The following is a 23,362-nucleotide window of genomic DNA, read 5'->3' on the forward strand; positions in this document are numbered from 1 at the left end:
GAAGATATAAGAAATGGCAACCCTGTGAATGGTTGCCATTTTCTTTATAAGGAGTATCTTTTATCGGTTATTTGTACCAATCCTTATAATCTGTTCCATTGGAATTGACCCAATCCATAAAATGTTCAAAGCTCTTGTCTATCGGCTGGGTTTCAGGAGTATTGAAGTTTGTGGCTCCACTTAGATGAATGGCAAAAGGATAGTTGCCATTGGCTACATAATAGCTTGTCGGTACAGAGGACAAATCCTCTTCGGTATGGAATAGAGCCATGTCTGCCTTTTCAGTAGGAGGATAGTTGACCAAATGCACTTCGATGCGTGATTCTTTCAATTCGTCATGTACCATGATGAATGGATTATAAGGGGGAATTCCAAGCGTTTCGTGTGATAGTGGAGTCTTGAAGGTGTTCTTTATCTTATATGTAGCGGTTTTTGTATTTCTCTCTGTTACATCGAGCGCACTTAGAAATACATTGACGGTAGCTTTGGAAAGGTCTGTATCCAGTCCTTGTCCGTTGAAACTTGTGGGGGCTTCCAATATTTCAGTTGACATATTGCTGCGTTCTGTATTCAGTTGGTAAGCGAAACCATTTTTGAAAGTGGCACCGGACCAAAGCAACTCATAGGTGTCTTCTGTAGAAAGGGCCTGATTGGCATCATTGAAGTTCAATACGGACTGGTATTTTACAATAACATCATTCAAGTCATAGTCACCCTTTCTGGGCCAATTATCTTCGAAAGCGATGATTCCTTTGTATTCCAGACTGTATTTCTTATCCTCGTTGCCACCGTCAGGTTTGATATCAGGAATATCCGGATTGATGATGGCTTCGATGGGGTTGGACCATACGTTGAATTGTATATCATTATAGTCTTGGTCTGTCCAATCTTCAAAGGACAATACGACAAAATCATCGATGCGGAATGCGGCTGTATGTGTACGGCCGTCCCCATTCAGCTTTGTAGTAGAGTAGAAAGGCTTATTGTTTCCGCCATAGAAGCTGTCATTCAATAGGAACCATCCGATTTTTACTCCATTGGGAAATACGGTGCCTTGGTCCACTCCGTCGGGGTCTATGTAATGAAGCTTTACACTTTCACCGCCTTGTAGTCCGGAAGCCTTTTTATTATAATAATTATCCATCAGAGTGTTTGGAAAAACAATGCATTTGGGGGCTTTTTTAATTTCACTTAAAGATGCGTCTGCCCTATAGCAATAATAGCCAAAGGCGCTCGCTGCACCGCTGGTTCCTCCAATTATCCGGATGGATACTTCCGCATTGCGCCCTTCCGGATCATTGATTTCAAAATCTATGGCTTGTCGGTATTGCTTAGGGCATGTGCCTCCTTCCTTCAAGGTCGTATTGATGATTGTCAATACATCACCGGGAATTGTGATTTTGTTGTCTGTGTCTAAATAATGAGGATATCCTTTGGAGCTCCATGTTCCTAATACATGGTATCCTTTGGGTGCCTGCCATCCCTCCGCCCGTGTTTGCGGATTATCATCGGTGGAATCCCATTTGATGTCGGCAGTAATGGCATCTCCTGCAATAACTGTTTTGAAGAGGGTGGGGACCCCTATATAAGAAGTATAGATATATGCTTCGTCCCCATGGTCCGAATTGATGATTTCCTTGCCGCTATATGCACCGTTACCGTCTGTCATGCGTCTGATGACCGGTTCCAGGTCTGTGCGTTTTATAATCTGGCCATCTTTGTCAATCGTGAACGGGTCTTCAAGATAGATTTCAAAAAGTACTTTATAGCCTTCGGGGACATCATACTTTACGTTTACTTGGATGGAAGATGTCGTAGAAAAATCAAAAGAGTTGGGAGTCTTCTCATCGTCTTTTCCATTATCGGGATTGTAGACGTCATGTTCGCATCCTATGGATAGGAATGCCAGCATAATGCTGCATAATGTCAAAGCCAGCATCTTGCATGTCAGGTTAGAATAGATTGGTTTCATAATGCCTTTGTTTTTAGCTTGTTTACTTGTTGCAAAGGTATTATAAAAGTTGTAATATATATCTATATGTGCTCTATTCTTCTCATTAAATACAAAAAATAGGTAAAAAAGGGTACTGCTTGTTGTTTTATTCGCCAGTATAAATACATGCTTGCTTGGATTTCTTTTCTTTTTCATTTGCTTATTTCGTTTCAAATCAATATTTTTAGGCTTTCGTTCAACCTTTTAATACGAATAAATGCTATGGACCAAATCCTATTCTGGCTGGTTCCAGCCGCTTCTATTATGGCACTTTGTTTTGCCTGGTATTTCCATCGTCAGATGATGAAAGAGAGTGAGGGTACGCCTCAGATGATTAAGATTGCCGCTGCTGTGCGCAAAGGTGCTATGTCTTACCTTCGCCAACAATACAAGATTGTGGGCTGGGTATTTCTGGGGCTGGTTATCCTTTTCTCCATTATGGCATACGGTTTCGGAGTGCAGAACTCCTGGGTGCCGATTGCTTTCCTTACCGGAGGATTCTTTTCCGGACTTTCCGGCTTTTTGGGTATGAAGACGGCCACCTACGCATCGGCTCGCACTGCCAATGCGGCACGCACATCGCTGAATGCCGGACTACGCGTGGCTTTCCGTAGCGGTGCGGTGATGGGACTGGTAGTGGTTGGCCTTGGCTTGCTTGATATATCTTTCTGGTATCTGTTGCTGAATGCTGTAATTCCGGAAGATGTAATGACTCCCACCCATAAACTCTGCATCATTACCACTACCATGCTGACTTTCGGTATGGGCGCTTCCACGCAGGCATTGTTTGCACGCGTAGGTGGCGGTATCTATACAAAAGCTGCCGATGTAGGTGCCGACCTTGTGGGAAAGGTGGAAGCCGGTATTCCCGAAGACGACCCGCGTAATCCTGCCACGATTGCGGATAATGTAGGCGACAATGTAGGCGACGTGGCAGGTATGGGGGCTGATTTGTACGAAAGTTATTGCGGTTCTATCCTTGCTACGGCTGCCCTCGGTGCTGCGGCTTTTATCCACTCGGGTGATACGCTGATGCAGTTCAAGGCCGTAATCGCCCCGATGCTGATTGCAGCCGTCGGAATATTGCTTTCCATTATCGGTATCTTCTCCGTGCGTACCAAAGAGAATGCGAAGATGAAGGACTTGCTGAACTCACTGGCTTTCGGTACTAATCTCAGCTCTATTTTGATAGTTGTCGCCACTTTCTTTATCCTGTGGCTGCTGAAGTTGGACAACTGGCTGTGGATTTCCTGCTCCGTGATAGTGGGTTTGATAGTAGGTATCATCATCGGGCGGTCTACGGAGTACTATACTTCCCAATCCTACCGTCCTACCCAAAAGCTGAGTGAAAGCGGAAAGACCGGTCCGGCGACAGTCATAATTTCCGGTATAGGCTTGGGAATGCTTTCTACGGCTATTCCGGTGATTGCCGTGGTGATAGGTATCATTGCTTCTTATCTCTTTGCTTCGGGCTTCGACTTCTCTAATGTGGGTCTGGGGCTCTATGGTATTGGCATTGCCGCAGTAGGTATGCTTTCTACATTGGGCATCACGCTTGCTACAGATGCTTACGGACCGATAGCTGACAACGCGGGTGGCAATGCGGAAATGTCCGGTCTGGGTGAAGAGGTGCGTAAGCGTACCGATGCGCTTGACTCCTTGGGCAATACTACAGCCGCTACGGGCAAAGGCTTTGCCATCGGTTCCGCCGCTTTGACGGGATTGGCTTTGCTGGCCTCTTATGTCGAGGAAATCCGTATCGGGCTGACCCGCCTCGGGACTACCGAACTGTCGCTTCCTCATGGCGATGCCGTGGCTCTTCAAGATGCCACTTTCTTCGACTTTATGCATCACTACGATGTGACGCTGATGAATCCGAAAGTTCTTTCCGGTATGTTTCTGGGCTCGATGATGGCATTTCTTTTCTGTGGATTGACGATGAATGCGGTAGGGCGTGCAGCGGCCCATATGGTAGACGAAGTGCGCCGCCAGTTCCGCGAAATCAAGGGAATCCTTACGGGAGAAACGGAGCCTGATTATGAGCGTTGTGTGGCAATCTCGACGAAAGGGGCGCAACGCGAGATGGTGATTCCGTCACTGATAGCTATCATTGCTCCGATTGCGACGGGACTTATTTTCGGTGTTCCCGGTGTGCTCGGCCTGCTGATTGGCGGATTGAGCAGTGGTTTCGTGCTTGCCATCTTCATGGCAAATGCCGGTGGTGCATGGGATAATGCCAAAAAGTATGTGGAAGAAGGCAACTTTGGCGGCAAAGGCAGTGAAGTCCACAAGGCTACAGTCGTGGGTGACACCGTAGGAGACCCGTTCAAGGACACATCCGGTCCGAGCTTGAATATCCTAATCAAGCTGATGAGCATGGTAGCCATTGTGATGGCAGGGCTTACGGTTGCGTGGAGTCTGTTCTAGAAAGAGTTTTTCCCCGTATCCCACCAAAGGCGGGTGGCGCCGTTATCTGCGCCACCCAGTTTTTCCGTGAGGGTGGCGTATTGTGCCGGGTCGGCAGTGGCAGCGTCCGTCGAGAACGGAAGGCGGCGGATCATGATATCCGTATCAATCACTTTTCCGGTGTTGTTTTGGACCTTGAAAAGTTTGGGGTATCCGGTACGGCGTTGCTCAGCCCATGCCTCATAACTTTCGGGCCAGCATGCCAGCCACTTCTGGGTAATAATCTTTTCGAGTTTCGTCTCTATGTCTGCATCTTCTTCCCATTTGGGGGATATGGTAATCAAGGCTTTCATGTCCTTGCCTACCTTGCCGCCCGAGACTACATCTTTATAATCGGCAGGGGTTTTGTCGCTTTCCAGATATTCGGAGGCACCAGCACAGTCCCACTGTGTAAATGAAGTACTTACCCCGTATTCATAGCATGTGCGGGGATTCTCTTTGGTATAGCCACGGAGGGCTGCTTCGGCCCTGAGCAGCCAGACTTCTGCCGCACTCATCAATACGGCTCCGGTCTTTTCGCCGATGGTACTTGTGTTGAGGGAAGAGCAAAAACTGTAAATGTTGGCGTCACCGTCTTTCATGGGTAACCCGATGGGAATGCCTAACAACTGTTTTTGATAACCTTCGAGAAGGGCGGTGTTATACCATTTCTTGCCACGCGGGTCCTCATAACCGTTGACAATGGATTCCATCGAGGCATTCATGTAGACTTCACCCCAACCGGCAACGGCACACAAAGGATTGATATAGTTCTTGCCCATTACAGCGATGGTTTCCCTTGCACCTTCCAGTACACCTTGATTGTCATTCAGTGCTTTGGTTGCTTGGTCTTTGGCAAGTGTTGCATCTACATTGGAGATGCGCATGGCAAGGCGCAAACGTAGTGAGTTGGCAAACTTTAACCACTCCTTCAAGGTCTTGCCGTTGGTCAGCATATCATACTCTTTGAATTTGTTGTTGTCACCGCCCTCGTCCAGGTATTCCCTTATCAATTGCTGCCCTTCGTCCAGGTCTGCAAAGAAGCGTGTATAGGCTTCTTGCTGTCCGTAAACCCGGGGTGTCTCACCCAGTTGATGGTAGACCAGCGGACCGTATGTATCGGCAATGCGGTGCATCAGTTCCACTTTCAAAATTTCGGTAATGCCGAGGTAGCCTTTCAAGTTGTCATTGCCATAAAAGTTCTTTTCTGCCTTCTGCACCTCCGTGTAGACATATCCGTAAGTACATTGCCATGCGGCATTGGTCCAGCCTGAGTTCAGGTTGTAGCAGGCGTTGGATTTCATGAATTTAGGAATAGGGTCCATGAAGTAGCCGGAGAACATGTCATGGTTCAGGGATTGTGTCATCTGCCATACCCAATTTAAGCCAACAGAACCTATATTGAAGTAGATACCCGACTGTATGGGTTCGAATGGAGCAGTTAGGTTCTGGAAATCTATTTCCTTTTTGTCGTCCGAGAAACCTCCCTTGATTTCGTTGTCGTTCTCAAAACCGCCGGTGCAAGCTGCAAGCAGCAATATGCTATGGCAGAAAAGGAATATGATGCACTTGTTTTTCATAAGGTATTCATTTTAAAAGGTTAATCTTAGGTTAAAGCCGATATTCCGGGTAGTAGGCATGCCAAACACGTCTACTCCTTGATTGTTGTTGCCTACGGACATTACTGCATCGGGGTCGAACGGTGCTTCCTTCTTTAAGAAACACAAGTTGCGCGCTGCCAATGATACGTCGATTCCCTTTATGAATCTACTGTTTTCCAGTATCGTTTTCGGGAAAGAATAGCTCAGTGATACTTCACGGAGTCTGATGCAGGTTGCGTCGTACATATAATATTCGGAGATGGCATTTCTGCCGCCTACTGCGCTGTAGAATGCTCTCGGGTCGTTGAACTTCTGTCCCTGGTATTCTACATATCCTCGGGCGCGGGCATCTTCGGTGACTTTGGTCACGCCGTTGGCATCCAACTCAGACTGTGTCAGTGACATGACTTCGCCGCCAAAGCGGAAATCTATCAGGAAATAGAGCTCCAGGTCCTTGTAGGTAAGTGTGTTGCTCCATCCCATCGTGAAGTCAGGATTGGCATTCCCAAGCAAATCCTTGTTTCCGGTATTTCCCAAAGGCCTTTTGCTGGTTTCATCAACCATGATGCTGCCATCCTCGTTACGGCGGAAAGCATTTCCATAAATATCCCCCAGGCTGCCTCCTTCTTTGACACGCATCTGATAGCCTGCGTTGAAACCTTCTTCGTAGTAGGAAAATTCCGGATAGTCAGGATGCAGGGTCACTACTTTGTTCTTGTTGGCGGACATGTTGATGAGACTCTTCCACGAAAAGTTTCTGTATAGTAGCGGAGTGGCGTCTACCGTCAGCTCAAAACCCTGGTTACGTATTTTTCCGGCATTGACATACCGGTATTTATAGGTGGAGCCCGTAGGATTGTCCATTCTCAACAACTGGTTCTTGGTATTGGTCTGATACCAAGTGAAGTCTATCCCGAAGCGGTGATGGAAGAAGCGCCATTCTGTACCGAATTCGATGGAGCTGCTGATTTCCGGTTTTAGGTCACCGCGCTGTTCTACGGTATTTACATTGATACTGCCGCCTACCATGATGATGTCTACCGGATTGGTGATTCCTATCGGGAGGTCATTACCGACTTCCGCCCATGAAGCGCGCACTTTTGCAAAACTTATCCATTTGGGCAGGGAGCAGGTTTTGTTAAGAATCCAGGTAGCTCCTATGGAGGGATAGAAGAATCCGGTATTCTTGCTGTCTGTGTGGGCTAATGTGGATGACCAGTCGTTACGTGCGGTAATGTCCAAGTATAGTAGTCCTTTCCAGCCCCACTGCATGGTGGCAAATACTGATTGGAGCGTGCGTTTGCTGTCGATGCTCTGATTTACGGCTGCTTTGGAGTCCATCACTACATTGGGGACGGTAAATACATTCGGTTTGTAGAGGGAAGCAAGCCTTGAGTCTATTGTCAGTGAATTGACTTTACTCATGTTGATGCTGGCTCCCAGTGCCGTATTGAGGGAAAAGTCATCAAATTCCTTGTTGAACAAGACCATTGCGTCACCGTAGACTTGGATTTCCTGGCTGTCCGACCAGATGTAACGTCCGTTTTCCTTGTCCTCGTATTTGCCGGCGATGTTGGGAGCTGTAGTGGCATACATCTTATTGTCGAATTTATCACTGATATAATCCACATTACCCCGTACCTGCAGGTTGAAGTAGTCCGTAATGTGCAGATTGGCTCTGGCCGATGCCACAGCGCGATAACGCTTGTAGCCACTGAGCACGCGTTTTTTCAGCCAGTAGGGATTCTGTCCCCATTCACTGACGGTACCATCTCCATTCTTTTCAATCCAGTTTTGTGTCATCATATTGCGGTCGGCATTCCACGTTTCAAAGTTTTCTCTGTAAGTGCTCATGTCTACGCCACGTGGGAAACTGTACAAGCTGACCAGCGGATTCAGATAATAGCCGCCGGTAGCAGGGGAGTTCTTGACGGTTTGGGTCATTAGTGTTGCAATGCCGTCCAGTTTCAGCTTGTTGTTGAAGAGGCTGGCCGTTTCGTGTAGGTTCAGGTTATTCTTCTGTAGTTTGTTATTGTCCACAATTCCTTTAGCCGTGGTGTTGGCGTATGAGAAATAAGTTTGTACCTTTTCATTTCCGGTAGTGATGGCCAGCGAATTGAAAGTGGTGATGCCATTGCTGAAGAATTCGCCTATGTTGTCATAGTCCGTTACATTGCCTTTTGTACCCCAGCTTGCCGTACCGCCATCTTCGTTCCGGCCGTATGTATTTTGGAATTCGGGGGTACTGATGGCGTGACTTACGGTCAGGTTGGAGGAGAATGTAACGCGCTGCAGTCCGGCCTTTCCCTTTTTAGTGGTGATCAGAATGACGCCATTAGCTGCCTGCGAACCATAAAGCGCGGCGGCAGAAGAACCTTTCAGGATGTTGATGCTTTCTATGTCGTCCGGATTCAGGTTGGAAATCCCGTCACCGGCATCACGGTTCAATCCATCGTAGTTACCGCCGATTACGGTGGAGGTGGATTCTGTTGAGCTGTTCAGCATAGGAACACCGTCAATTACGTACAAGGGCTGGTTGTTGCCGCTGGCAAATGCAGAGCGTGCACCGCGAATGACGACTTTGGCAGAACCTCCTAAATTGGCGGTTTTATTGATTTGTACTCCGGCCGTCTTTCCTGCCAGTGTATTAATCATGTTCGGCTCTTTGGCACGGGTCAGCTCATTGCTGCTTATCTGTTGGGTAGAATAGGTCAATGAGGACATTTTCTTCTGGATACCCATGGCGGTTACCACTACTTGCTCCAGGGCGAGGTTCTTTTCTTCCATCCGGATGTGGAGATTATTTCTACCGTTCAGGGCAATGGTTTGCGGCTCATAACTGATGTAGGATACGACAATAGTGGCATAAGGAGGGATATTCATACTAAATTCTCCTTCGGTATTGGTGATAACACCATTGGCGGTCCCTTTTTCAAGAATGTTGGCACCGATAATCGGTTCGCCTTTGGAGTCCGTCACCTTTCCTCTTACAGTAGCCATTTCCTGCAGAGTGTCTGTCTTATCCTCAGCACTCCTGCTGTTTTTGGTTAAAACGATGTTTTTGCCTTCCATCACATACTTGATGTCTGTCCCTTTGAACATTTGGTCAAGTACTTCGGAAACAGTTTGGTTGCTTGCATTGATGTCGACGGTACGGCGTACATCGACGTTCTGTTTGTTATATACAAATAAGTATTCTGTTTGCGATTCAATTTGCTCGAGAACTTGCCCTACCCTCAGCCGGGCATTTTGAATGCTGACCCTGGCATTCTGAGAGTAGCAGTTCCCGCTGTACACCTGAAATATAACAAGCAGGAGAAGGAATAATGTGATTTTCATAGGTTTGCAATAATTGCTTAAAATCTAATTTTTTTAGATAAAAAAGCCTCATCAACAAAATTTTTCTCATATCTTTGTCACTGTGTTAAGTTAATAAATTGATTAAGGTCGATTTTTGACTGTTTCGGATCGGAAAGTATGGGGGTACTTTCCGATCTTTTTTTCTTACTCATATATAACAATTGAATCCTTTTCTTCGTTGATGCGGAACTTGAAAGGATGGTCTTTCGAGATGGTCCGCAGTATATGTTCGATGCCGTCCTGCTCTCTGAACTTGCCGGTAAAGCTGCCGTAGTTCAGCAGTTGAGGACTGGCAACGGTTATCTTTACATTATAGTATTTCTCCAGTCTACCGAGGATACCGCTGAATGGAGCGTCGTCAAAACAGTATAGTCCCTCTTTCCAGCGTAGATATTCATAGGAAGGAAGGACGGCCTTTCTACATTTTCCGTTTTCATTGAGAAATACCTCGTCTTTCTGCAACCTGGTGATTATCTGGCTGCTGTTGGCCGGATAGATATCGACGATACCTTCCACCAATGTGGTTCCGAACTCATGGCTCCCACTGTAGGCACAGACGTTGAAACTCGTTCCTACAACTTTTACCTTGTTCGTTTCTGTATGTACATAGAATGGGATATTCTTGTTTTTGGCTACTTCAAAGTAGGCCTCTCCGTCCAATTCCACATTTCGTTCGTTGCGTCCGAAGTTGGCGGCATATTTCATGGTGGACTTGGAGTTCAGCCATACGCGTGTTCCATCGGCAAGGATAATTTGGGCCCGTTGTCCGGCAGGCACAGTGACTGTTTGCAACTGCACCTCCTTGTTATATAAAAAGTCGGAGGTGATGAAATAACCGGCAATGGCGACAATGGTGACGGCGGCTATACGGGCCGCCCAGCGGAGCATCGGCATGATGTGCACCGTTTTCTTTTCATTGTTTCCCTGCTTGTCCGAGAACAAGGAAATGTCGTATATCATGCGCTCTTTCAGGAAGATGTCCCGGTTTTCATCCGAGGCGTCTATCCAGTCGAGTATCATCTTTTCTTCTTCAACGGAAGTAATACCTTTGAAATATTTATATAATAGCTCTTGGTTCATTGTCAATAATTTATTTCTTTTCTAAAACGTGCTCTTTTTACCTTTTGTATATATAACCGGAAAGTGGGCGGTAACCCTATTCCGTAGAAGCATTTTTTAGGATATTAATATTATGAGTATGGTAACAAGATAATCTTTCAGTCTCAGCCGGAGAATCCGCAGCACTTTGGTGATGTGTGCCTCTACGGTTTTAAGTGATATGTCCAGACTATCGGCAATCTGCTTGTTTGCCAGGTTCTGGTATCGGCTCAACATGAATATCTTCCGGCTTTGCTCGGGCATTTCCTGTAAGGTCTTATTTACGATATGCTGTATTTCCGTGTTGAATATCTGGTCCGGTTCGCAGGCTTTCAAGGTGGAGATGCGTAAGTCCAGTTCGCGCAGGTTGTGGCTGCTGATGGTTTCTTCCGCTCGCAGACGCACCTGCTTGTGCTCGAGTACGTGCAGGGCTTTGTTCTTTATGATGGTCAGCAGCAGGGCATGCAGGTTACTGTTTTCTTCCCAGCGGTCTCGGTTTTCCCATAAGGCAATCATGGATTCCATCACAACGTCTTCCGCTTCTGCTTTATCCCTGAGATAAGAATAAGCAAAAGCCAAAAACTTTTCTTGGTTTTCCTGGAAAAAGCGTGAGAAAAGATTCATAGTATGTAGGCTCCTTAAACCGGACATTAATTGAGGTTCTTTATGGAATATAAGGCTTTACATAGCAAAAAAACATAATCTTTTTGGAATATGCAAGCATTATGCCTTGTTTTTTCAGAGCCATTTCTGGCAGTATTGACAAAAAGAAAGCCTGATGGGGTTCCACCAGGCTTTATATACTTAAAGAATAAGAAATTTCTTATTTCTTTTCCGGTCTTTCTTGTCTTTCCGGTCTCGGAAGCAATACTTTGCGTGACAGCTTAAATTTTCCGGTCTTCGGGTCGATGTCGAGAAGTTTTACGTCAATTTCATCACCTTCCTTGATACCGGCTTCTTCTACTGTTTCCAGACGTTTCCAGTCGATTTCGGAGATATGGAGCAAGCCGTCCTTACCCGGCAGGAATTCAACGAATGCACCGTAAGGCATAATGGAGCGTACCTTGCCTTTGTAGACTTCGCCTACTTCGGGGACAGCTACAATCCCTTTGATGATACGCATAGCATCATCGATGCTCTTCTTGTTGGTACCGGCGATTTCGATTCTACCGATGTTGTCCACTTCTTCAATAGTAATGGTAGCACCGGTTTCTTCCTGCATACCTTGGATAATCTTTCCACCAGGGCCGATGACAGCACCGATGAATTCCTTGGGAATGGTCATTGTCTCGATACGCGGAGCGTGAGGTTTCAGGTCTTCGCGAGGCTCGGCAATGCACTCGGTGATTTTGCCCAAGATATATTCACGGCCTTCTTTAGCCTGCAGCAATGCCTTTTCGAGGATTTCGTATGACAGACCGTCCACTTTGATGTCCATCTGAGTGGCGGTGATACCGTCTTTTGTTCCGGTCACCTTGAAGTCCATGTCGCCCAAGTGGTCCTCATCACCGAGGATATCGGACAATACGGCATATTTGTCTTCGCCTGCATTCTTAATCAATCCCATGGCGATACCTGATACCGGTTTCTTGATTTTCACACCTGCATCCATCAATGCCAGAGTTCCGGCACATACGGTAGCCATGGAAGAAGAACCGTTTGATTCGAGGATATCGGATACCACGCGTACTACATACGGATAGTTTGCAGGAATCTGACCCTTCAATGCACGCCATGCCAGATGGCCGTGGCCGATTTCACGACGGCCTACACCGCGCTGTGCCTTGGCTTCGCCCGTAGAGAACGGAGGGAAGTTGTAGTGCAGAAGGAAACGTTCTTTTCCGTGTTCCAATACGTCGTCGATAATCTTCTCGTCCAACTTGGTGCCTAAAGTCACAGTAGACAAAGACTGTGTTTCGCCACGTGTAAAGATAGCGGAACCGTGAGGGCCGGGCAGGTAGCTGGTCTCACACCAGATAGGACGGATTTCGGTCGTCTTACGTCCGTCAAGGCGCTTGCCTTCGTCCAGAATGGAACGGCGCATCGCCTCTTTTTCCACATCGTGATAGTAACGGTCGATGAGGGCTGCCTTTTCTTCCAGTTCTTCTTCGGAGAACTGTGCCTTGAATTCTTCGCGGATGGCATCGAAAGCATCCATGCGTTCGTGCTTGTTCTTGTTTCCGGAAGCGGCAATGGCATAAGCCTTGTCGTAGCAAGCGTCGTGAACGGCCTTACGGAGTTCTTCGTCGTTCACTTCGTGGCAATATTCGCGTTTCACGGTAGAGCCTACTTCTTCTGCCAGTTCCATCTGTGCCTTGCACTGAATCTTAATGGCTTCGTGTGCGGCCTTCATCGCTTCCAGCAAGTCCTGCTCGGAAACCTCGTCCATTTCGCCTTCCACCATCATGATGTTTTCGTAAGTGGCGCCCACCATCAAGTCCATATCGGCTTGTTCTAGTTGTTCGAAGGTAGGGTTGATGACGAATTGTCCGTTGATGCGTGCTACGCGTACTTCGGAAATAGGTCCGTTGAAGGGGATATCTGAAACTGCAAGTGCGGCAGAAGCTGCGAGTCCGGCCAGAGCGTCGGGCATATCTACGCCGTCTGCTGAGAAAAGAATGATGTTTACGTATACCTCTGCATGGAAATTATCAGGGAATAAGGGGCGGAGAGCACGGTCAACGAGGCGGCAAGTGAGGATTTCGTAGTCAGAAGCGCGTCCTTCGCGCTTTGTGAAACCGCCGGGGAAACGTCCGAATGCGGAGAATTTTTCTTTGTACTCTACCTGTAATGGCATGAAATCTGTTCCGGGAACTGCGTCCTTGGCGGCACAAACAGTAGCTAAAAGCATGGTGTTGCCCATACGAAGCATTACAGAACCGTCTGCCTGTTTTGCCAGCTTTCCCGTTTCGAGCGTGATGGTTCTGCCATCAGGAAGCTCGATCGTCTTAACAATTGGGTTAATCATAAAAAATGTTTTATATCTAATTTTCTTTCAAAATTCGTGCAAAGATACATAATTTATTCATGTAAAATGGTGGGAATGAGATAAAAAGTTTGTATTTAGTTGTTTTTTGCAGTTTTCTATATGGAAGAACGAGGGAAAATGCTTTGACTGAACTTGAAAAGAAGTATATTTGCAGGCACGTTTGCAAAACAAAACTGAAGATACGATATGAAGAAAATCTTTTTTATGGCACTTGCTGCAATAGCATTGGGTGCATGTAATTCCGAACCGAAATTCAAAGTAGAGGGTGAAGTGTCTGGTGCCGACGGCAAGATGCTTTATTTGGAAGCCTCGGCATTGGAAGGTATTGTTCCTTTGGATTCTGTAAAACTGGAAGGGGATGGCTCTTTCCACTTCAAGCAGGTACGTCCGGTGTCTCCGGAATTTTACCGTCTGCGGGTAGACGACAAGGTTATTAATTTCTCGGTAGATTCGACGGAAACGGTTTTGGTAAAGGCACCTTATACCGATTTCGCCACTGCCTATACAGTGGAAGGTTCTCCGAATAGCTCGAAGATAAAGGACTTGACGCTGAAGCAGATGAAGCTTCAGGATAATGTGAATGCATTGCTGCAGTCGGTGCAGGCACATAAGATAGGTGCCGATGTTTTTGAGGACAGTCTTGCCTCTTTATTGAAGAACTATAAGGATGAAGTGAAAATCAGCTATATTTTTGCCGCTCCCAATACGGCTGCTGCCTATTTCGCCTTGTTCCAGAAGTTGAATAATTATTTGATTTTCGACCCTCTGAACAATAAGGAAGACATTAAGTGTTTTGCAGCCGTGGCAACCAGCCTGAACAATTATTATCCGGATGCCGACCGCTCCAAGAACCTCTACAATATTGTGATAAAGGGAATGAAGAATACCCGTACTCCGCAGCAGAAGGTGGTGGAAATCCCCGAAGAGGCAATTTCCGAAACCGGCATCATCGACATTAACCTGCGTGACATGAAGGGCAATACACGTAAGTTGAGCGAACTGAAGGGCAAGGCTGTTATTGTGGACTTCACTGTTTATCAGAGTGCCGTTTCTGCTACACATAATTATATGTTGCGCGACTTGTACGACAAGTATGCCGCCCAGGGATTGGAAATCTATCAGGTTTCTCTGGATGCAGACGAGCACTATTGGAAAACAACTGCCGACAATCTGCCTTGGATTTGTGTGCGCGACGGCAATGGAATTTATTCGTCTATAGCGGCTTCTTATAATGTGAAGAATGTGCCTTCTGTGTTCCTGGTCAACAAGAACAATGAGTTGAGTGCCCGTGGAGAGAGCATTAAAGACCTGGAGGCGGCAGTGAAAGCATTGCTGTAACATGTTATAAATAAGAAGTTTTCGTTTAAATATGTTACAAAGCAGCCTTTTATGCTTGACACGCATTGTATAAAAGGCTATCTTTGCAAAGGAAAATCGGAAAGAGGGTTCCAGCATGCTGACCATGTTGGAATTCTTTTTTGTTTATAGTACCATTAAAAACTAACATAACATTTAAGGAGGAAAAAGTATGGCTTATATGTCAGAAGACGGCTACAAGAAATTGATGGCCGAATTGAAACACCTGGAGACGGTGGAACGTCCCAAAATATCGGCTGCCATTGCCGAAGCGCGTGACAAAGGTGATTTGTCGGAAAATGCAGAGTATGACGCTGCCAAGGAAGCTCAAGGTATGCTTGAGATGAAAATTAACAACTTGAAGCTGACCATTGCCGACGCTAAGATTATTGATGAGTCGAAGTTGAAAACCGATTCTGTACAGATTCTCAATAAGGTAGAGCTTAAGAACGTGAAGAATGGCATGAAGATGGTTTATACTATCGTTTCCGAAAGTGAAGCCAATCTGAAGGAAGGAAAGATTTCCGTCAATACTCCGATTGCACAAGGTCTGCTTGGCAAGAAAGTAGGTGACATCGCAGAAATTAAAGTTCCGCAGGGCATGATTAACCTGGAAGTAGTGAACATATCCTTTTAAAGGAAGGCAGGTCCGCATACGGGCTTGCCTTATTTTATAATTTATAGCTATGGCAACAATATTCAGTAGAATTATCGCAGGTGAAATACCTTGCTACAAGGTGGCGGAGGATGACAGATTCTTTGCGTTCCTTGACATCAATCCGTTGGTAAAAGGTCATACATTGGTCATTCCCAAGCAGGAAGTGGATTATATCTTCGATTTGAACGATGAGGATTTGGCGGCGATGCATGTTTTCGCCAAGAGAGTGGCACTTGCCATCGGCAAGGCCTTTCCGTGTAGAAAGGTAGGAGAAGCGGTATTGGGGCTGGAAGTGCCTCATGCGCACATACATTTGATTCCTATGCAGAACGAAAAAGATATGCTTTTCTCCAATCCCAAACTGAAACTGACGGACGAAGAATTCAAGGCTGTGGCAGAAGCTATCCGTGCAGTGCTTTAATCGGTTTATTTTCCTCCCCTAAATAAACGGAAGCGGGAGTTGGACTTCATCCAGCTCCCGCTATTTTTTTGCCTTCGGCACCTATCCTTTAATTTTTAATTTAAATGTATTCCTCTCCCAGTTTTATCTGGGCATCATTCACATATTTGCGGATGGTATGTTCTTCATCTTTCTTGCAAATCAGTAATACATTGTCCGACTCGGCTATGAGATAACCTTCCAAACCGTCGATAACTGCAAGTTTGTTGTCGGGCAGCACCACGATATTGTCTTTGCTATTATAGATGAGGGATTTACATTTTAAGGCTACATTGCCTGCTTCATCTTTGGGAGACAAATCATACAAAGACCCCCAGGTTCCTAAATCAGACCAGCCGAAATCGCCTAATGACACATATACATTGTCTGCCTTTTCCATGATGCCGAAGTCTATGGAGACATTGGGGCAAGCAGGGAAGTTCTCATCAATGAATTGTTTCTCTTGGACTGTTCCATACACATCTTTGCCGGGGGCCAGTTTGGAAGTCAGCTCGGGCAGCAGGGCTTCGTTTGCCTTGATGATGGTATTTACGTTCCACATGAACAGACCAGAGTTCCAATAGAATTCTCCACTTTCCACGAATACTTTTGCCAGTTCCAGTTCGGGCTTTTCAGTGAAGGTTTTTACCTTGTAGAAATTATCACCGGCGGCTTCGGCTATTTGTATATAGCCATATCCGGTTTCCGGACGGTTGGGCTTGATGCCGAGTGTCAGCAGATTGTCCGATTGGGAAACGAAGTCCAGCCCTTTTTCGATAGCTGCCAGAAATTCGCCTTCCTTCAGGATTAAGTGGTCCGAAGGAGCTACCACTATATTGGCGTTCGGATTCAAGGCGCGGATATGATAGGAAGCCCACGCAATGCAGGGGGCTGTATTCCTGCGTGTCGGCTCCAGTAGAATCTGTTCGGGTTTAAGTTCGGGAAGCTGTTCTTTTACAAGGTCGGCATACAAGTCATTTGTTACGATAAGTATATTTTCCATGGGGATTACCTGCTTGAAGCGGTCGAAGGTTTGCTGCAGCAAGGAACGTCCTGTACCGAAGAAATCCAGAAACTGTTTTGGAAGTGTCTTGCGGCTGAATGGCCAGAAACGGCTGCCGATTCCTCCGCCCATAATTACACAGAAATTATCCTTATTGGTTACCATGCTATTGATTTTAAAAGTTTCTGCTAATGTACTGCATATTTTACAAACAAGGAATGATTCAAGCAGGTTTTATCGTTTTTTTCGCCTTTTTTTAGGAAAAGTATTGCAGGTTTAGAAAAAAGCTGTATCTTTGCACCGCATTTGAGAAGTCAAACATGCCCAGATGGCGGAATCGGTAGACGCGCTGGTCTCAAACACCAGTGGATTCACTTCCATCCCGGTTCGACCCCGGGTCTGGGTACAAGAAAGAAAGCTAAGTATTTGATAGTTCAATACTTAGCTTTTTCTTTTGCTTGAATTTTCCCCACATTTTCCCCACACGTGCAAAAAATATAGCAGTAAGTCATTATTTCTTTTGGTTGAACGTAGTAAATAAGTTACCTTTGAAAAGAAATAAAGCCTATTAAATAAAAGTAATGGAACAAGGTGTTTGGCAAGAAATAGAACTGTTGTACCAGAAGTTTCAAAAACTTGGTATCAGTGAAGCGGTGGACTATGACAAGTACTACCTTTATTCTCTCATTACCCATTCCACAGCCATAGAAGGCTCAACGTTGACCGAACTTGATACGCAGCTTCTCTTTGACGAGGGAGTAACAGCGAAAGGGAAACCGCTTGTACATCATCTGATGAATGAAGATTTGAAGCAAGCGTATGAACTTGCCAAAACTGAATCAGGCAGTCTTGTACCTATAACTCCTGCTTTTCTGAAAAGGTTGAATGCAATGTTGATGCGTACTACTGGCAGCGTTCACAGTGTGTTGGGCGGCTCTTTTGATTCTTCTAAAGGAGAGTTCCGTCTATGTGGTGTTACGGCTGGTGTTGGTGGACATTCTTATATGAACTATTTGAAAGTTCCTGCTAAGGTGGATGAACTTTGTGCGATTCTTCAAGAGAAGCAAAAAAAAATGGGAACACTTCGAGAACAATACGAATTGAGCTTTAATGCCCACCTTAATTTAGTAACTATTCATCCGTGGGTGGATGGCAACGGAAGAACGGCTCGATTACTGATGAACTACATCCAATTTTGTTATCACCTTTTTCCGACCAAAATATTTAAAGAAGATAGAGAAGAATATATTCTTTCCCTGCGCCAATGTCAGAATGAAGAAACTAATCAGCCGTTTTTGGACTTTATGGCAAGGCAGTTGAAGAAATCACTTTCTATAGAAATTGAACGATTCAATGTATCACGAAAGAAAGGGTTTAGTTTTATGTTCTGATACTATATAAAACAAGGATTGCTATTTATGAGTTTATGGTAAACTTGCATGTGGGAAAGTTTGAACATCCATAGAAAGTGCCGTACTTGCCTTTCCTCAAAATGAGATGTCCTCCGCATTGAGGACAAACACCTTGATTTATTAGGCGTGAACTTCTGTATTGCCGAGCCTTTGCGTTATGCTTATGCTGTTTTAGTTTCTCTTTATCAGCGATTATGCGATTCTGGTTAATTGTCTGTATTATCCAATTTATGGTCTCCTGATTAAGAACAGCAGTTCTGTATTGTAATATAGCACGTTTTAGATTATATCTGTTTACAACTATGTTATTGTCAGCATGCACTTTTAATTCCGCACTGTTATTGAAAACGACAATTGGAATAAAAAGTATATCCGTTGAACATTTGAGCAAATGATGCAAAAATCTTACATGTCCAGCGTTTTGTTTTATCGGATTGTAAAATTGATGTTTACTTTTATAGATGGTTTGCGTCCAGTATTCACCGTTCTCTCTGCCCAAAATCCAACCTTTATATCCCTTTGTTTCAATTACAAAGACACCATAAGGTGAAACTACAATATGGTCAATTTGTGTTGAATATCCGTTACTTTCGAATAGTAAATCATTAAAAACAACATACTCTTCTGGTAACTCTTGAATCTTGTTATTCACAAGTTTTTCAGAATACTTGCCTTTCCACATTGGCATCTTCAATTTAATAAAGATTACCACTGCAAAAAAGATAACGGTGATGGCAATATGCATATTACTGATTTAATAGATTCTTTTTATCCATCTTTTACTTGATTCAAATCCCCATTGAACATGCCATCTTCTTCCTGTTACTTTATCTAACAAAAGAAATTGATATATATTTTTTGTTGGATATAATTCAAATGTTCCACAGCCTGTACCAAGAGATAGGTCTTCGTTATTAAGGGTTGCAGAACCTTCTTTATCATCATCCAAAGACCATTGTACAATTTCTATTTTCCCTGTCATTGTATCTAATTGCAGAAAATTATATATATTTTCTGTTGGATATAGCTTGTATCTATCAAGTCCATGCATACGAAAATCTATATCTTCTACAATAGCATGTATTTTAATCAAAGTAGAATCATTAACTGTTTTGGTATGTGAAATGGAACTTTCATTTTGTGCAAAAACACATAATGGAATTAAAAATAAATAAAAAATAATCGTAAGTTTCTTCATAGGTAAATCATTTAAGTGATTAAAATTAAGGGTAATAGTATAGCTATTACTGTATTTATTTCTTCCTATTTACATCCCATTTGAAAGTATAAATATAATCTCCGATGGGAATGTTTACAATCAAAATCTTACCTTTTTTCCTTTTAATATTCATATAGCCAATAATAGCTTCATCGGGATAAATAGTTGTGGTTTTTAAATATCCTTGTTCACGTATAGTTCGGTCATTATCCATCATTTGTCCTAATGTAAGCATTTGATTGGTAGATGCGACATTTGCTTGGTATGCTGCATTAGCGTCATAATGATTGGTTATGGTAGTGTAAGCATAACCATTAGAAGAATAAGACGTAGAATAGGATGTTGAATATCCTGCTGTTCCTGCATTAATGCCGGCAGAGATTCCATATAATGCCATAGCCCATGCTTGTGAGCGTTTTATTTTTTTTTGATATTCTTCATTTGTATATACTTCAAGTTTTAAAGTATCATCTTTTTTTGTTAGTAGATTAGAGTGTACGCTATCAGGTTGGAATACAATTGGGGTTTCACTTAAATTCTTGATAAAAATATCCAAGTGATAGTATTTTCCATAATCATCTTTTTCCTCAAAGCATGAAAGACCTACAACAAAATCATTTTTGTTTAAATAAGCCCAAAATTTTCCATCATTATATTCTGTCAGGATAGAATCGTTTTGGGGGTATATGAATGTTTGGGCTTTACATATGGTTGAAAGCAATAAAAATATTACCACGCATATATTCTGTTTCATATCAACTAACTGTTTTAATTATACACCTCCAGCTGCCACAAGGACTTTATAATATCACGAAGCGTGGAACTGTAATGCCACGTCTTTGAATGAAGGTCCTGAGAAAACCTTTGTGTACAGATGTAACAATAGCAGCCCACGCTATAGCGTGAGAACCACTATGCTATTCTTGTACACGTTTGAAAGTTTCTCAGGTTTTCATTCGCAAGAAATAAGCATAACGCTTCTTCTAAATTCTAATATGTCTTGGATAGAGTAGCCTCAATCCGCTTACAAAGATATTTAATTTTATTGAGATACAATCAAATACTATCATAATTACATTCTGAATCCTCTACTTTTTCTTGGTTCTTCTGCTAATTGTCGCAAACCTTGCCTTAATTTTTCCCATTGCTCCTTAAACCATTCGCCTATCGGCTGTCTGTTTATGGTCAGTATCAGTTTGCTATCATCGGTTGGATTCTTTTCCACCTTGAAAATATCATTCTTGATGTCAAACTTACGTTTGTGTTCTTCGGAATAAATCCTACCATTGCATCTGATAGCTTCCTTTTTTGTCAAAAGACTGTTTATCATATCTTTGGTAAATCCGATGGCATAGCAGAGCTTTTCCATTCTCAACATTTCTTTGAGCAATGGGAACCAGTTGAACGCTTTTTCAAGAATGGCGTTCAATCGTGAAATTTCCTTGTCTTTGGCTTCAAGTTCTTGATTATGTATTCCTTGCAGGTTACGAATCTGCTTACTATGCTGTTCCTGCATTTGTTGCATCTTGGCTTTTAATTCATCAATGCCCTTGTCACGTTTGGCAATTTCATGACGTAAATTCTCGTTAGATTGTTCTAAATCTTTCAACTTTCCACTTCCGAAAAGAGAACCTACACCACTGGTTATGGCAGTGGCTACATCGGTAGCTGCACTTTTGAGTTTGTCCGTGCGTATCTCTGCTTTTACTTGTTTGAGTTCTTGCTCGGCAAGGCTTACCTGTTGCTCCTTGTGTCGTTTGGTTTCCTCTATACGTTGCAGTTCGGCTTTCTGTTTTTTTATGATGAAATCGTTTCGCTCCAAGTGCTCCTTACCAGTGACAGCTTTTGCCTGCCCACGTTCCATCAGAAGTATATTGGAAGCCAAGGTCTGCATGGCTGCCATATCCTCGTCATTGAGCTTTCTGCTCTTTCCGGTTTCGTGGTTCATCCAGTCGAAAACGATATGGGCATGATAGTTCGGCTTGAACCATCTGTTCCCGACCTTGAAGCTTTCCCTGTCTTCCGCTTCCGGTTGACCGTTCAGCCAATGCCCTTCATCCTTGTGCAGGAAGATTTGCAACGGTGTGATGCCCCAGCGTCTTTGACACTCTTCACCGAATTTGCGTACATCAGCCAGTGTGGTATCCGGTCTGATGAGCAATACTCCTTCACGAATGGGTGAACATCCCGCCACCTTGATAATTTTTCCATTCTTTCCCTTGCGTTCCCTTTCCTTTTCCTGCATGGCACGTCCGGTCTTTTCCTTGACCATTTGCTTGATATTGTCATAATGAGTTCGCAGTTCGGGAGTGCCGAAGTCGGGATTTATCCACTGTTCGTTGTTGGTGGAGAGTTCGGGAACGACATAGATTCTGGACTCCCCGATGTTACGCATATATTCGGCAGTCCTTCGGTTGTGTACCTCGCTCGATGCGATGTTGCAAGGCTTGATGTGTATGCTTGATTTTGTTGCCATAGCTTCTTTTCTTTGTTTACAATTGATTTACTTTGCTCGCTTTCGCAGAGGGGTTCTTAGGGGTAACCCATAAGCGGAGATTGCAAAGAGAGGGTCACTCTTTGCTCGGGGTTCTCAGGGGTGAAACGCCCTGAGTGGGTTATTAGGGCAAAGTCCTAATCCCCTCGGGAGAGCCCACAACTACGAAAGCGGAGCGTGTAGTTATAGTGGGCTATAACCGAAAGCCGTTTTTCTTTTTCGGTGACTGGCTGCTCATCCCTTTGACGGATTGGACTTGCCTTTTTCTTTCAACCTGTTTCTGTAAGTATTCGTTCAAGTCCTTGCATCCGCTGTAAATCTGTGAAGCGTCACGGATGTATCGGTCTCTGCTGTATTCCTTGCGGATTTGTTGGAGAGCTTCTATGCCTGCATGGTCGTTGTCAAAAAAGCAGTGGATGCGTTCGTAATTGCCCAACGGATAGAGAGCCTTGTTTACATTCGATACGGAGTTTAATACGATGTAGTCCTGTCCGTCCAACTCCGGATAATTCGGGCAGCTCTCCTGTCTCAATGTCAGAAAGGAAAGGTAGTCCATGAAACCCTCGAACACATAACAAGTGTTCCTCGCTTTCCCCGATTGTCTGATGTGGGAGATTTCCTTTGGGGCGATGCAGCCCTTGAAATAGCGGTTGCGAACCTCAAACCCACCAGAACCATTGGGAAAGGCGATGGCAAAGTATCGCTTGCCGTTGTGGGTGAAACGTGCTTCACTACATTCTCTTTTCGCCAGTTCTATGTTAATTCCTCTACCTTGCAAGTAGGCAAGCAGGGCAGGAGATGACAGCGGAACAATCTCCAACTGTTGGAAGCTCGGCTCAGAAGAGCTTTGCTTTCCAAAAGAGAAAGATACCGGGCGCACGTGCGGTGTCTGCTCTGCTATCCGTTTCAAGATGTAAGGTACATGGTCGGTAGCGTACAGATGTGCAGCCAGTGCAATGATGTTTCCGCCCTTTCCCAAACCGAAGTCATACCATTGTTCACGTTCGGTATTCACTTTGAACGATGCTTCACTCTCTTCCCGAAACGGAGATTTGTACCAAAGGTTGATACCTTGTTGTTTTACTGGTGAATAACCCAAGCTGTGCAGGTAGTCGGCTATTCGTATGCTTTTAGCTTCTTCTATTGTCATTTTCTTGCGGATTTGTTGGTGAATGAAAAATGATGATTTGATGAATTTGGAATTTAACACACTGTTAAACAGCGTTATATCGGCTCATCTTTTTCTCATCAGATTGCTTGCCAAAAGAGAAATGATGTTTTCTTTTTTCATCAGC

General features: G+C 44.4%; 17 protein-coding genes and 1 tRNA gene. 6 read left to right on the top strand and 12 right to left on the bottom strand.

Annotation, left to right across the window (positions count from 1 at the left end; translation table 11 throughout):
* Nucleotides 1-67: 67 nt before the first annotated feature.
* On the bottom strand, nt 68-2,149 hold the full coding sequence (locus tag NQ510_RS05935; RefSeq protein ID WP_057253883.1) for an LruC domain-containing protein: 2,082 nt from the start codon (nt 2,147-2,149) through the stop codon (nt 68-70).
* A gap of 66 nt (nt 2,150-2,215) precedes the next feature.
* On the opposite strand from NQ510_RS05935, the gene NQ510_RS05940 reads away from it, so the two are divergent.
* Nucleotides 2,216-4,420: a sodium-translocating pyrophosphatase gene (locus tag NQ510_RS05940; RefSeq protein WP_009037367.1), complete on the top strand. Its 2,205-nt coding sequence runs from the start codon at nt 2,216-2,218 to the stop codon at nt 4,418-4,420.
* Here NQ510_RS05940 and NQ510_RS05945 read toward each other — a convergent pair.
* The 5 genes from NQ510_RS05945 to pnp form a co-directional block, all read right to left on the bottom strand.
* Entirely contained in the window at nt 4,417-6,018 is a 1,602-nt protein-coding gene (locus NQ510_RS05945; RefSeq protein WP_005824376.1) for a SusD/RagB family nutrient-binding outer membrane lipoprotein, read from the bottom strand. The genes NQ510_RS05940 and NQ510_RS05945 overlap by 4 nt on opposite strands.
* Nucleotides 6,019-6,030: 12 nt before the next feature.
* On the bottom strand, nt 6,031-9,378 hold the full coding sequence (locus NQ510_RS05950; RefSeq protein ID WP_005824378.1) for a SusC/RagA family TonB-linked outer membrane protein: 3,348 nt from the start codon (nt 9,376-9,378) through the stop codon (nt 6,031-6,033).
* 165 nt (nt 9,379-9,543) lie between these two features.
* Nucleotides 9,544-10,479 (bottom strand): FecR family protein, encoded by a 936-nt coding sequence (locus tag NQ510_RS05955; RefSeq protein WP_005824380.1) that lies wholly within the window; start codon nt 10,477-10,479, stop codon nt 9,544-9,546.
* A gap of 96 nt (nt 10,480-10,575) precedes the next feature.
* Entirely contained in the window at nt 10,576-11,148 is a 573-nt protein-coding gene (locus NQ510_RS05960) for an RNA polymerase sigma-70 factor (protein ID WP_005833682.1), read from the bottom strand.
* Between the two features lie 172 nt (nt 11,149-11,320).
* Entirely contained in the window at nt 11,321-13,465 is a 2,145-nt protein-coding gene (gene pnp / locus NQ510_RS05965; protein ID WP_005824386.1) for a polyribonucleotide nucleotidyltransferase, read from the bottom strand.
* 207 nt (nt 13,466-13,672) lie between these two features.
* Between pnp and NQ510_RS05970 the strand changes: the two genes are divergently transcribed.
* The 3 genes from NQ510_RS05970 (at nt 13,673) to NQ510_RS05980 (ending at nt 15,921) form a co-directional block, all read left to right on the top strand.
* Nucleotides 13,673-14,824, top strand: coding sequence for a thioredoxin-like domain-containing protein (locus NQ510_RS05970; RefSeq protein WP_005824390.1), 1,152 nt, complete (start codon nt 13,673-13,675; stop codon nt 14,822-14,824).
* 190 nt (nt 14,825-15,014) lie between these two features.
* Nucleotides 15,015-15,479, top strand: coding sequence for a transcription elongation factor GreA (greA, locus tag NQ510_RS05975; RefSeq protein ID WP_005824394.1), 465 nt, complete (start codon nt 15,015-15,017; stop codon nt 15,477-15,479).
* Between the two features lie 49 nt (nt 15,480-15,528).
* Complete coding sequence (locus NQ510_RS05980) at nt 15,529-15,921, top strand: HIT family protein (RefSeq protein ID WP_005824396.1); 393 nt, start codon at nt 15,529-15,531, stop codon at nt 15,919-15,921.
* Nucleotides 15,922-16,021: 100 nt separating this feature from the next.
* Here the strand turns inward: NQ510_RS05980 and NQ510_RS05985 are convergent, their stop codons facing one another.
* On the bottom strand, nt 16,022-17,107 hold the full coding sequence (locus NQ510_RS05985) for a mannose-1-phosphate guanylyltransferase (RefSeq protein ID WP_005824399.1): 1,086 nt from the start codon (nt 17,105-17,107) through the stop codon (nt 16,022-16,024).
* A 157-nt stretch (nt 17,108-17,264) separates the two neighbouring features.
* On the opposite strand from NQ510_RS05985, the gene NQ510_RS05990 reads away from it, so the two are divergent.
* Both NQ510_RS05990 and NQ510_RS05995 read left to right on the top strand, forming a co-directional pair.
* Nucleotides 17,265-17,348 (top strand) — tRNA-Leu (locus NQ510_RS05990).
* A 175-nt stretch (nt 17,349-17,523) separates the two neighbouring features.
* Entirely contained in the window at nt 17,524-18,333 is an 810-nt protein-coding gene (locus NQ510_RS05995; protein ID WP_004291350.1) for a Fic family protein, read from the top strand.
* Nucleotides 18,334-18,358: 25 nt separating this feature from the next.
* Here the strand turns inward: NQ510_RS05995 and NQ510_RS06000 are convergent, their stop codons facing one another.
* From NQ510_RS06000 to NQ510_RS06020, 5 genes are all read right to left on the bottom strand, one after another.
* On the bottom strand, nt 18,359-19,099 hold the full coding sequence (locus tag NQ510_RS06000; RefSeq protein ID WP_004291349.1) for an NERD domain-containing protein: 741 nt from the start codon (nt 19,097-19,099) through the stop codon (nt 18,359-18,361).
* Between the two features lie 9 nt (nt 19,100-19,108).
* Entirely contained in the window at nt 19,109-19,552 is a 444-nt protein-coding gene (locus NQ510_RS06005) for a hypothetical protein (RefSeq protein ID WP_004291348.1), read from the bottom strand.
* A gap of 55 nt (nt 19,553-19,607) precedes the next feature.
* Nucleotides 19,608-20,327 carry a hypothetical protein gene (locus NQ510_RS06010; protein ID WP_005649593.1) on the bottom strand — a complete coding sequence of 240 codons (720 nt, stop codon included), beginning with the start codon at nt 20,325-20,327 and terminating at the stop codon, nt 19,608-19,610.
* 318 nt (nt 20,328-20,645) lie between these two features.
* Nucleotides 20,646-22,049 (bottom strand): coiled-coil domain-containing protein, encoded by a 1,404-nt coding sequence (locus NQ510_RS06015; RefSeq protein WP_005649590.1) that lies wholly within the window; start codon nt 22,047-22,049, stop codon nt 20,646-20,648.
* Nucleotides 22,050-22,260: 211 nt separating this feature from the next.
* Nucleotides 22,261-23,217: a toprim domain-containing protein gene (locus NQ510_RS06020; RefSeq protein ID WP_004291345.1), complete on the bottom strand. Its 957-nt coding sequence runs from the start codon at nt 23,215-23,217 to the stop codon at nt 22,261-22,263.
* Nucleotides 23,218-23,362: the final 145 nt, after the last annotated feature.

This window comes from Bacteroides uniformis (assembly GCF_025147485.1).
GTDB classification, from domain to species: Bacteria; Bacteroidota; Bacteroidia; order Bacteroidales; family Bacteroidaceae; genus Bacteroides; species Bacteroides uniformis.

Coding starts and splice junctions, on each gene's coding strand:
- NQ510_RS05935 (WP_057253883.1), bottom strand. CDS start 2,149: ATGAAAAAGAAAAGAAATCCAAGCAAGCATGTATTTATACTGGCGAAT.
- NQ510_RS05940 (WP_009037367.1), top strand. CDS start 2,216: ATGGACCAAATCCTATTCTGGCTGGTTCCAGCCGCTTCTATTATGGCA.
- NQ510_RS05945 (WP_005824376.1), bottom strand. CDS start 6,018: ATGAAAAACAAGTGCATCATATTCCTTTTCTGCCATAGCATATTGCTG.
- NQ510_RS05950 (WP_005824378.1), bottom strand. CDS start 9,378: ATGAAAATCACATTATTCCTTCTCCTGCTTGTTATATTTCAGGTGTAC.
- NQ510_RS05955 (WP_005824380.1), bottom strand. CDS start 10,479: ATGAACCAAGAGCTATTATATAAATATTTCAAAGGTATTACTTCCGTT.
- NQ510_RS05960 (WP_005833682.1), bottom strand. CDS start 11,148: ATGTCCGGTTTAAGGAGCCTACATACTATGAATCTTTTCTCACGCTTT.
- pnp (WP_005824386.1), bottom strand. CDS start 13,465: ATGATTAACCCAATTGTTAAGACGATCGAGCTTCCTGATGGCAGAACC.
- NQ510_RS05970 (WP_005824390.1), top strand. CDS start 13,673: ATGAAGAAAATCTTTTTTATGGCACTTGCTGCAATAGCATTGGGTGCA.
- greA (WP_005824394.1), top strand. CDS start 15,015: ATGGCTTATATGTCAGAAGACGGCTACAAGAAATTGATGGCCGAATTG.
- NQ510_RS05980 (WP_005824396.1), top strand. CDS start 15,529: ATGGCAACAATATTCAGTAGAATTATCGCAGGTGAAATACCTTGCTAC.
- NQ510_RS05985 (WP_005824399.1), bottom strand. CDS start 17,107: ATGGTAACCAATAAGGATAATTTCTGTGTAATTATGGGCGGAGGAATC.
- NQ510_RS05995 (WP_004291350.1), top strand. CDS start 17,524: ATGGAACAAGGTGTTTGGCAAGAAATAGAACTGTTGTACCAGAAGTTT.
- NQ510_RS06000 (WP_004291349.1), bottom strand. CDS start 19,099: ATGCATATTGCCATCACCGTTATCTTTTTTGCAGTGGTAATCTTTATT.
- NQ510_RS06005 (WP_004291348.1), bottom strand. CDS start 19,552: ATGAAGAAACTTACGATTATTTTTTATTTATTTTTAATTCCATTATGT.
- NQ510_RS06010 (WP_005649593.1), bottom strand. CDS start 20,327: ATGAAACAGAATATATGCGTGGTAATATTTTTATTGCTTTCAACCATA.
- NQ510_RS06015 (WP_005649590.1), bottom strand. CDS start 22,049: ATGGCAACAAAATCAAGCATACACATCAAGCCTTGCAACATCGCATCG.
- NQ510_RS06020 (WP_004291345.1), bottom strand. CDS start 23,217: ATGACAATAGAAGAAGCTAAAAGCATACGAATAGCCGACTACCTGCAC.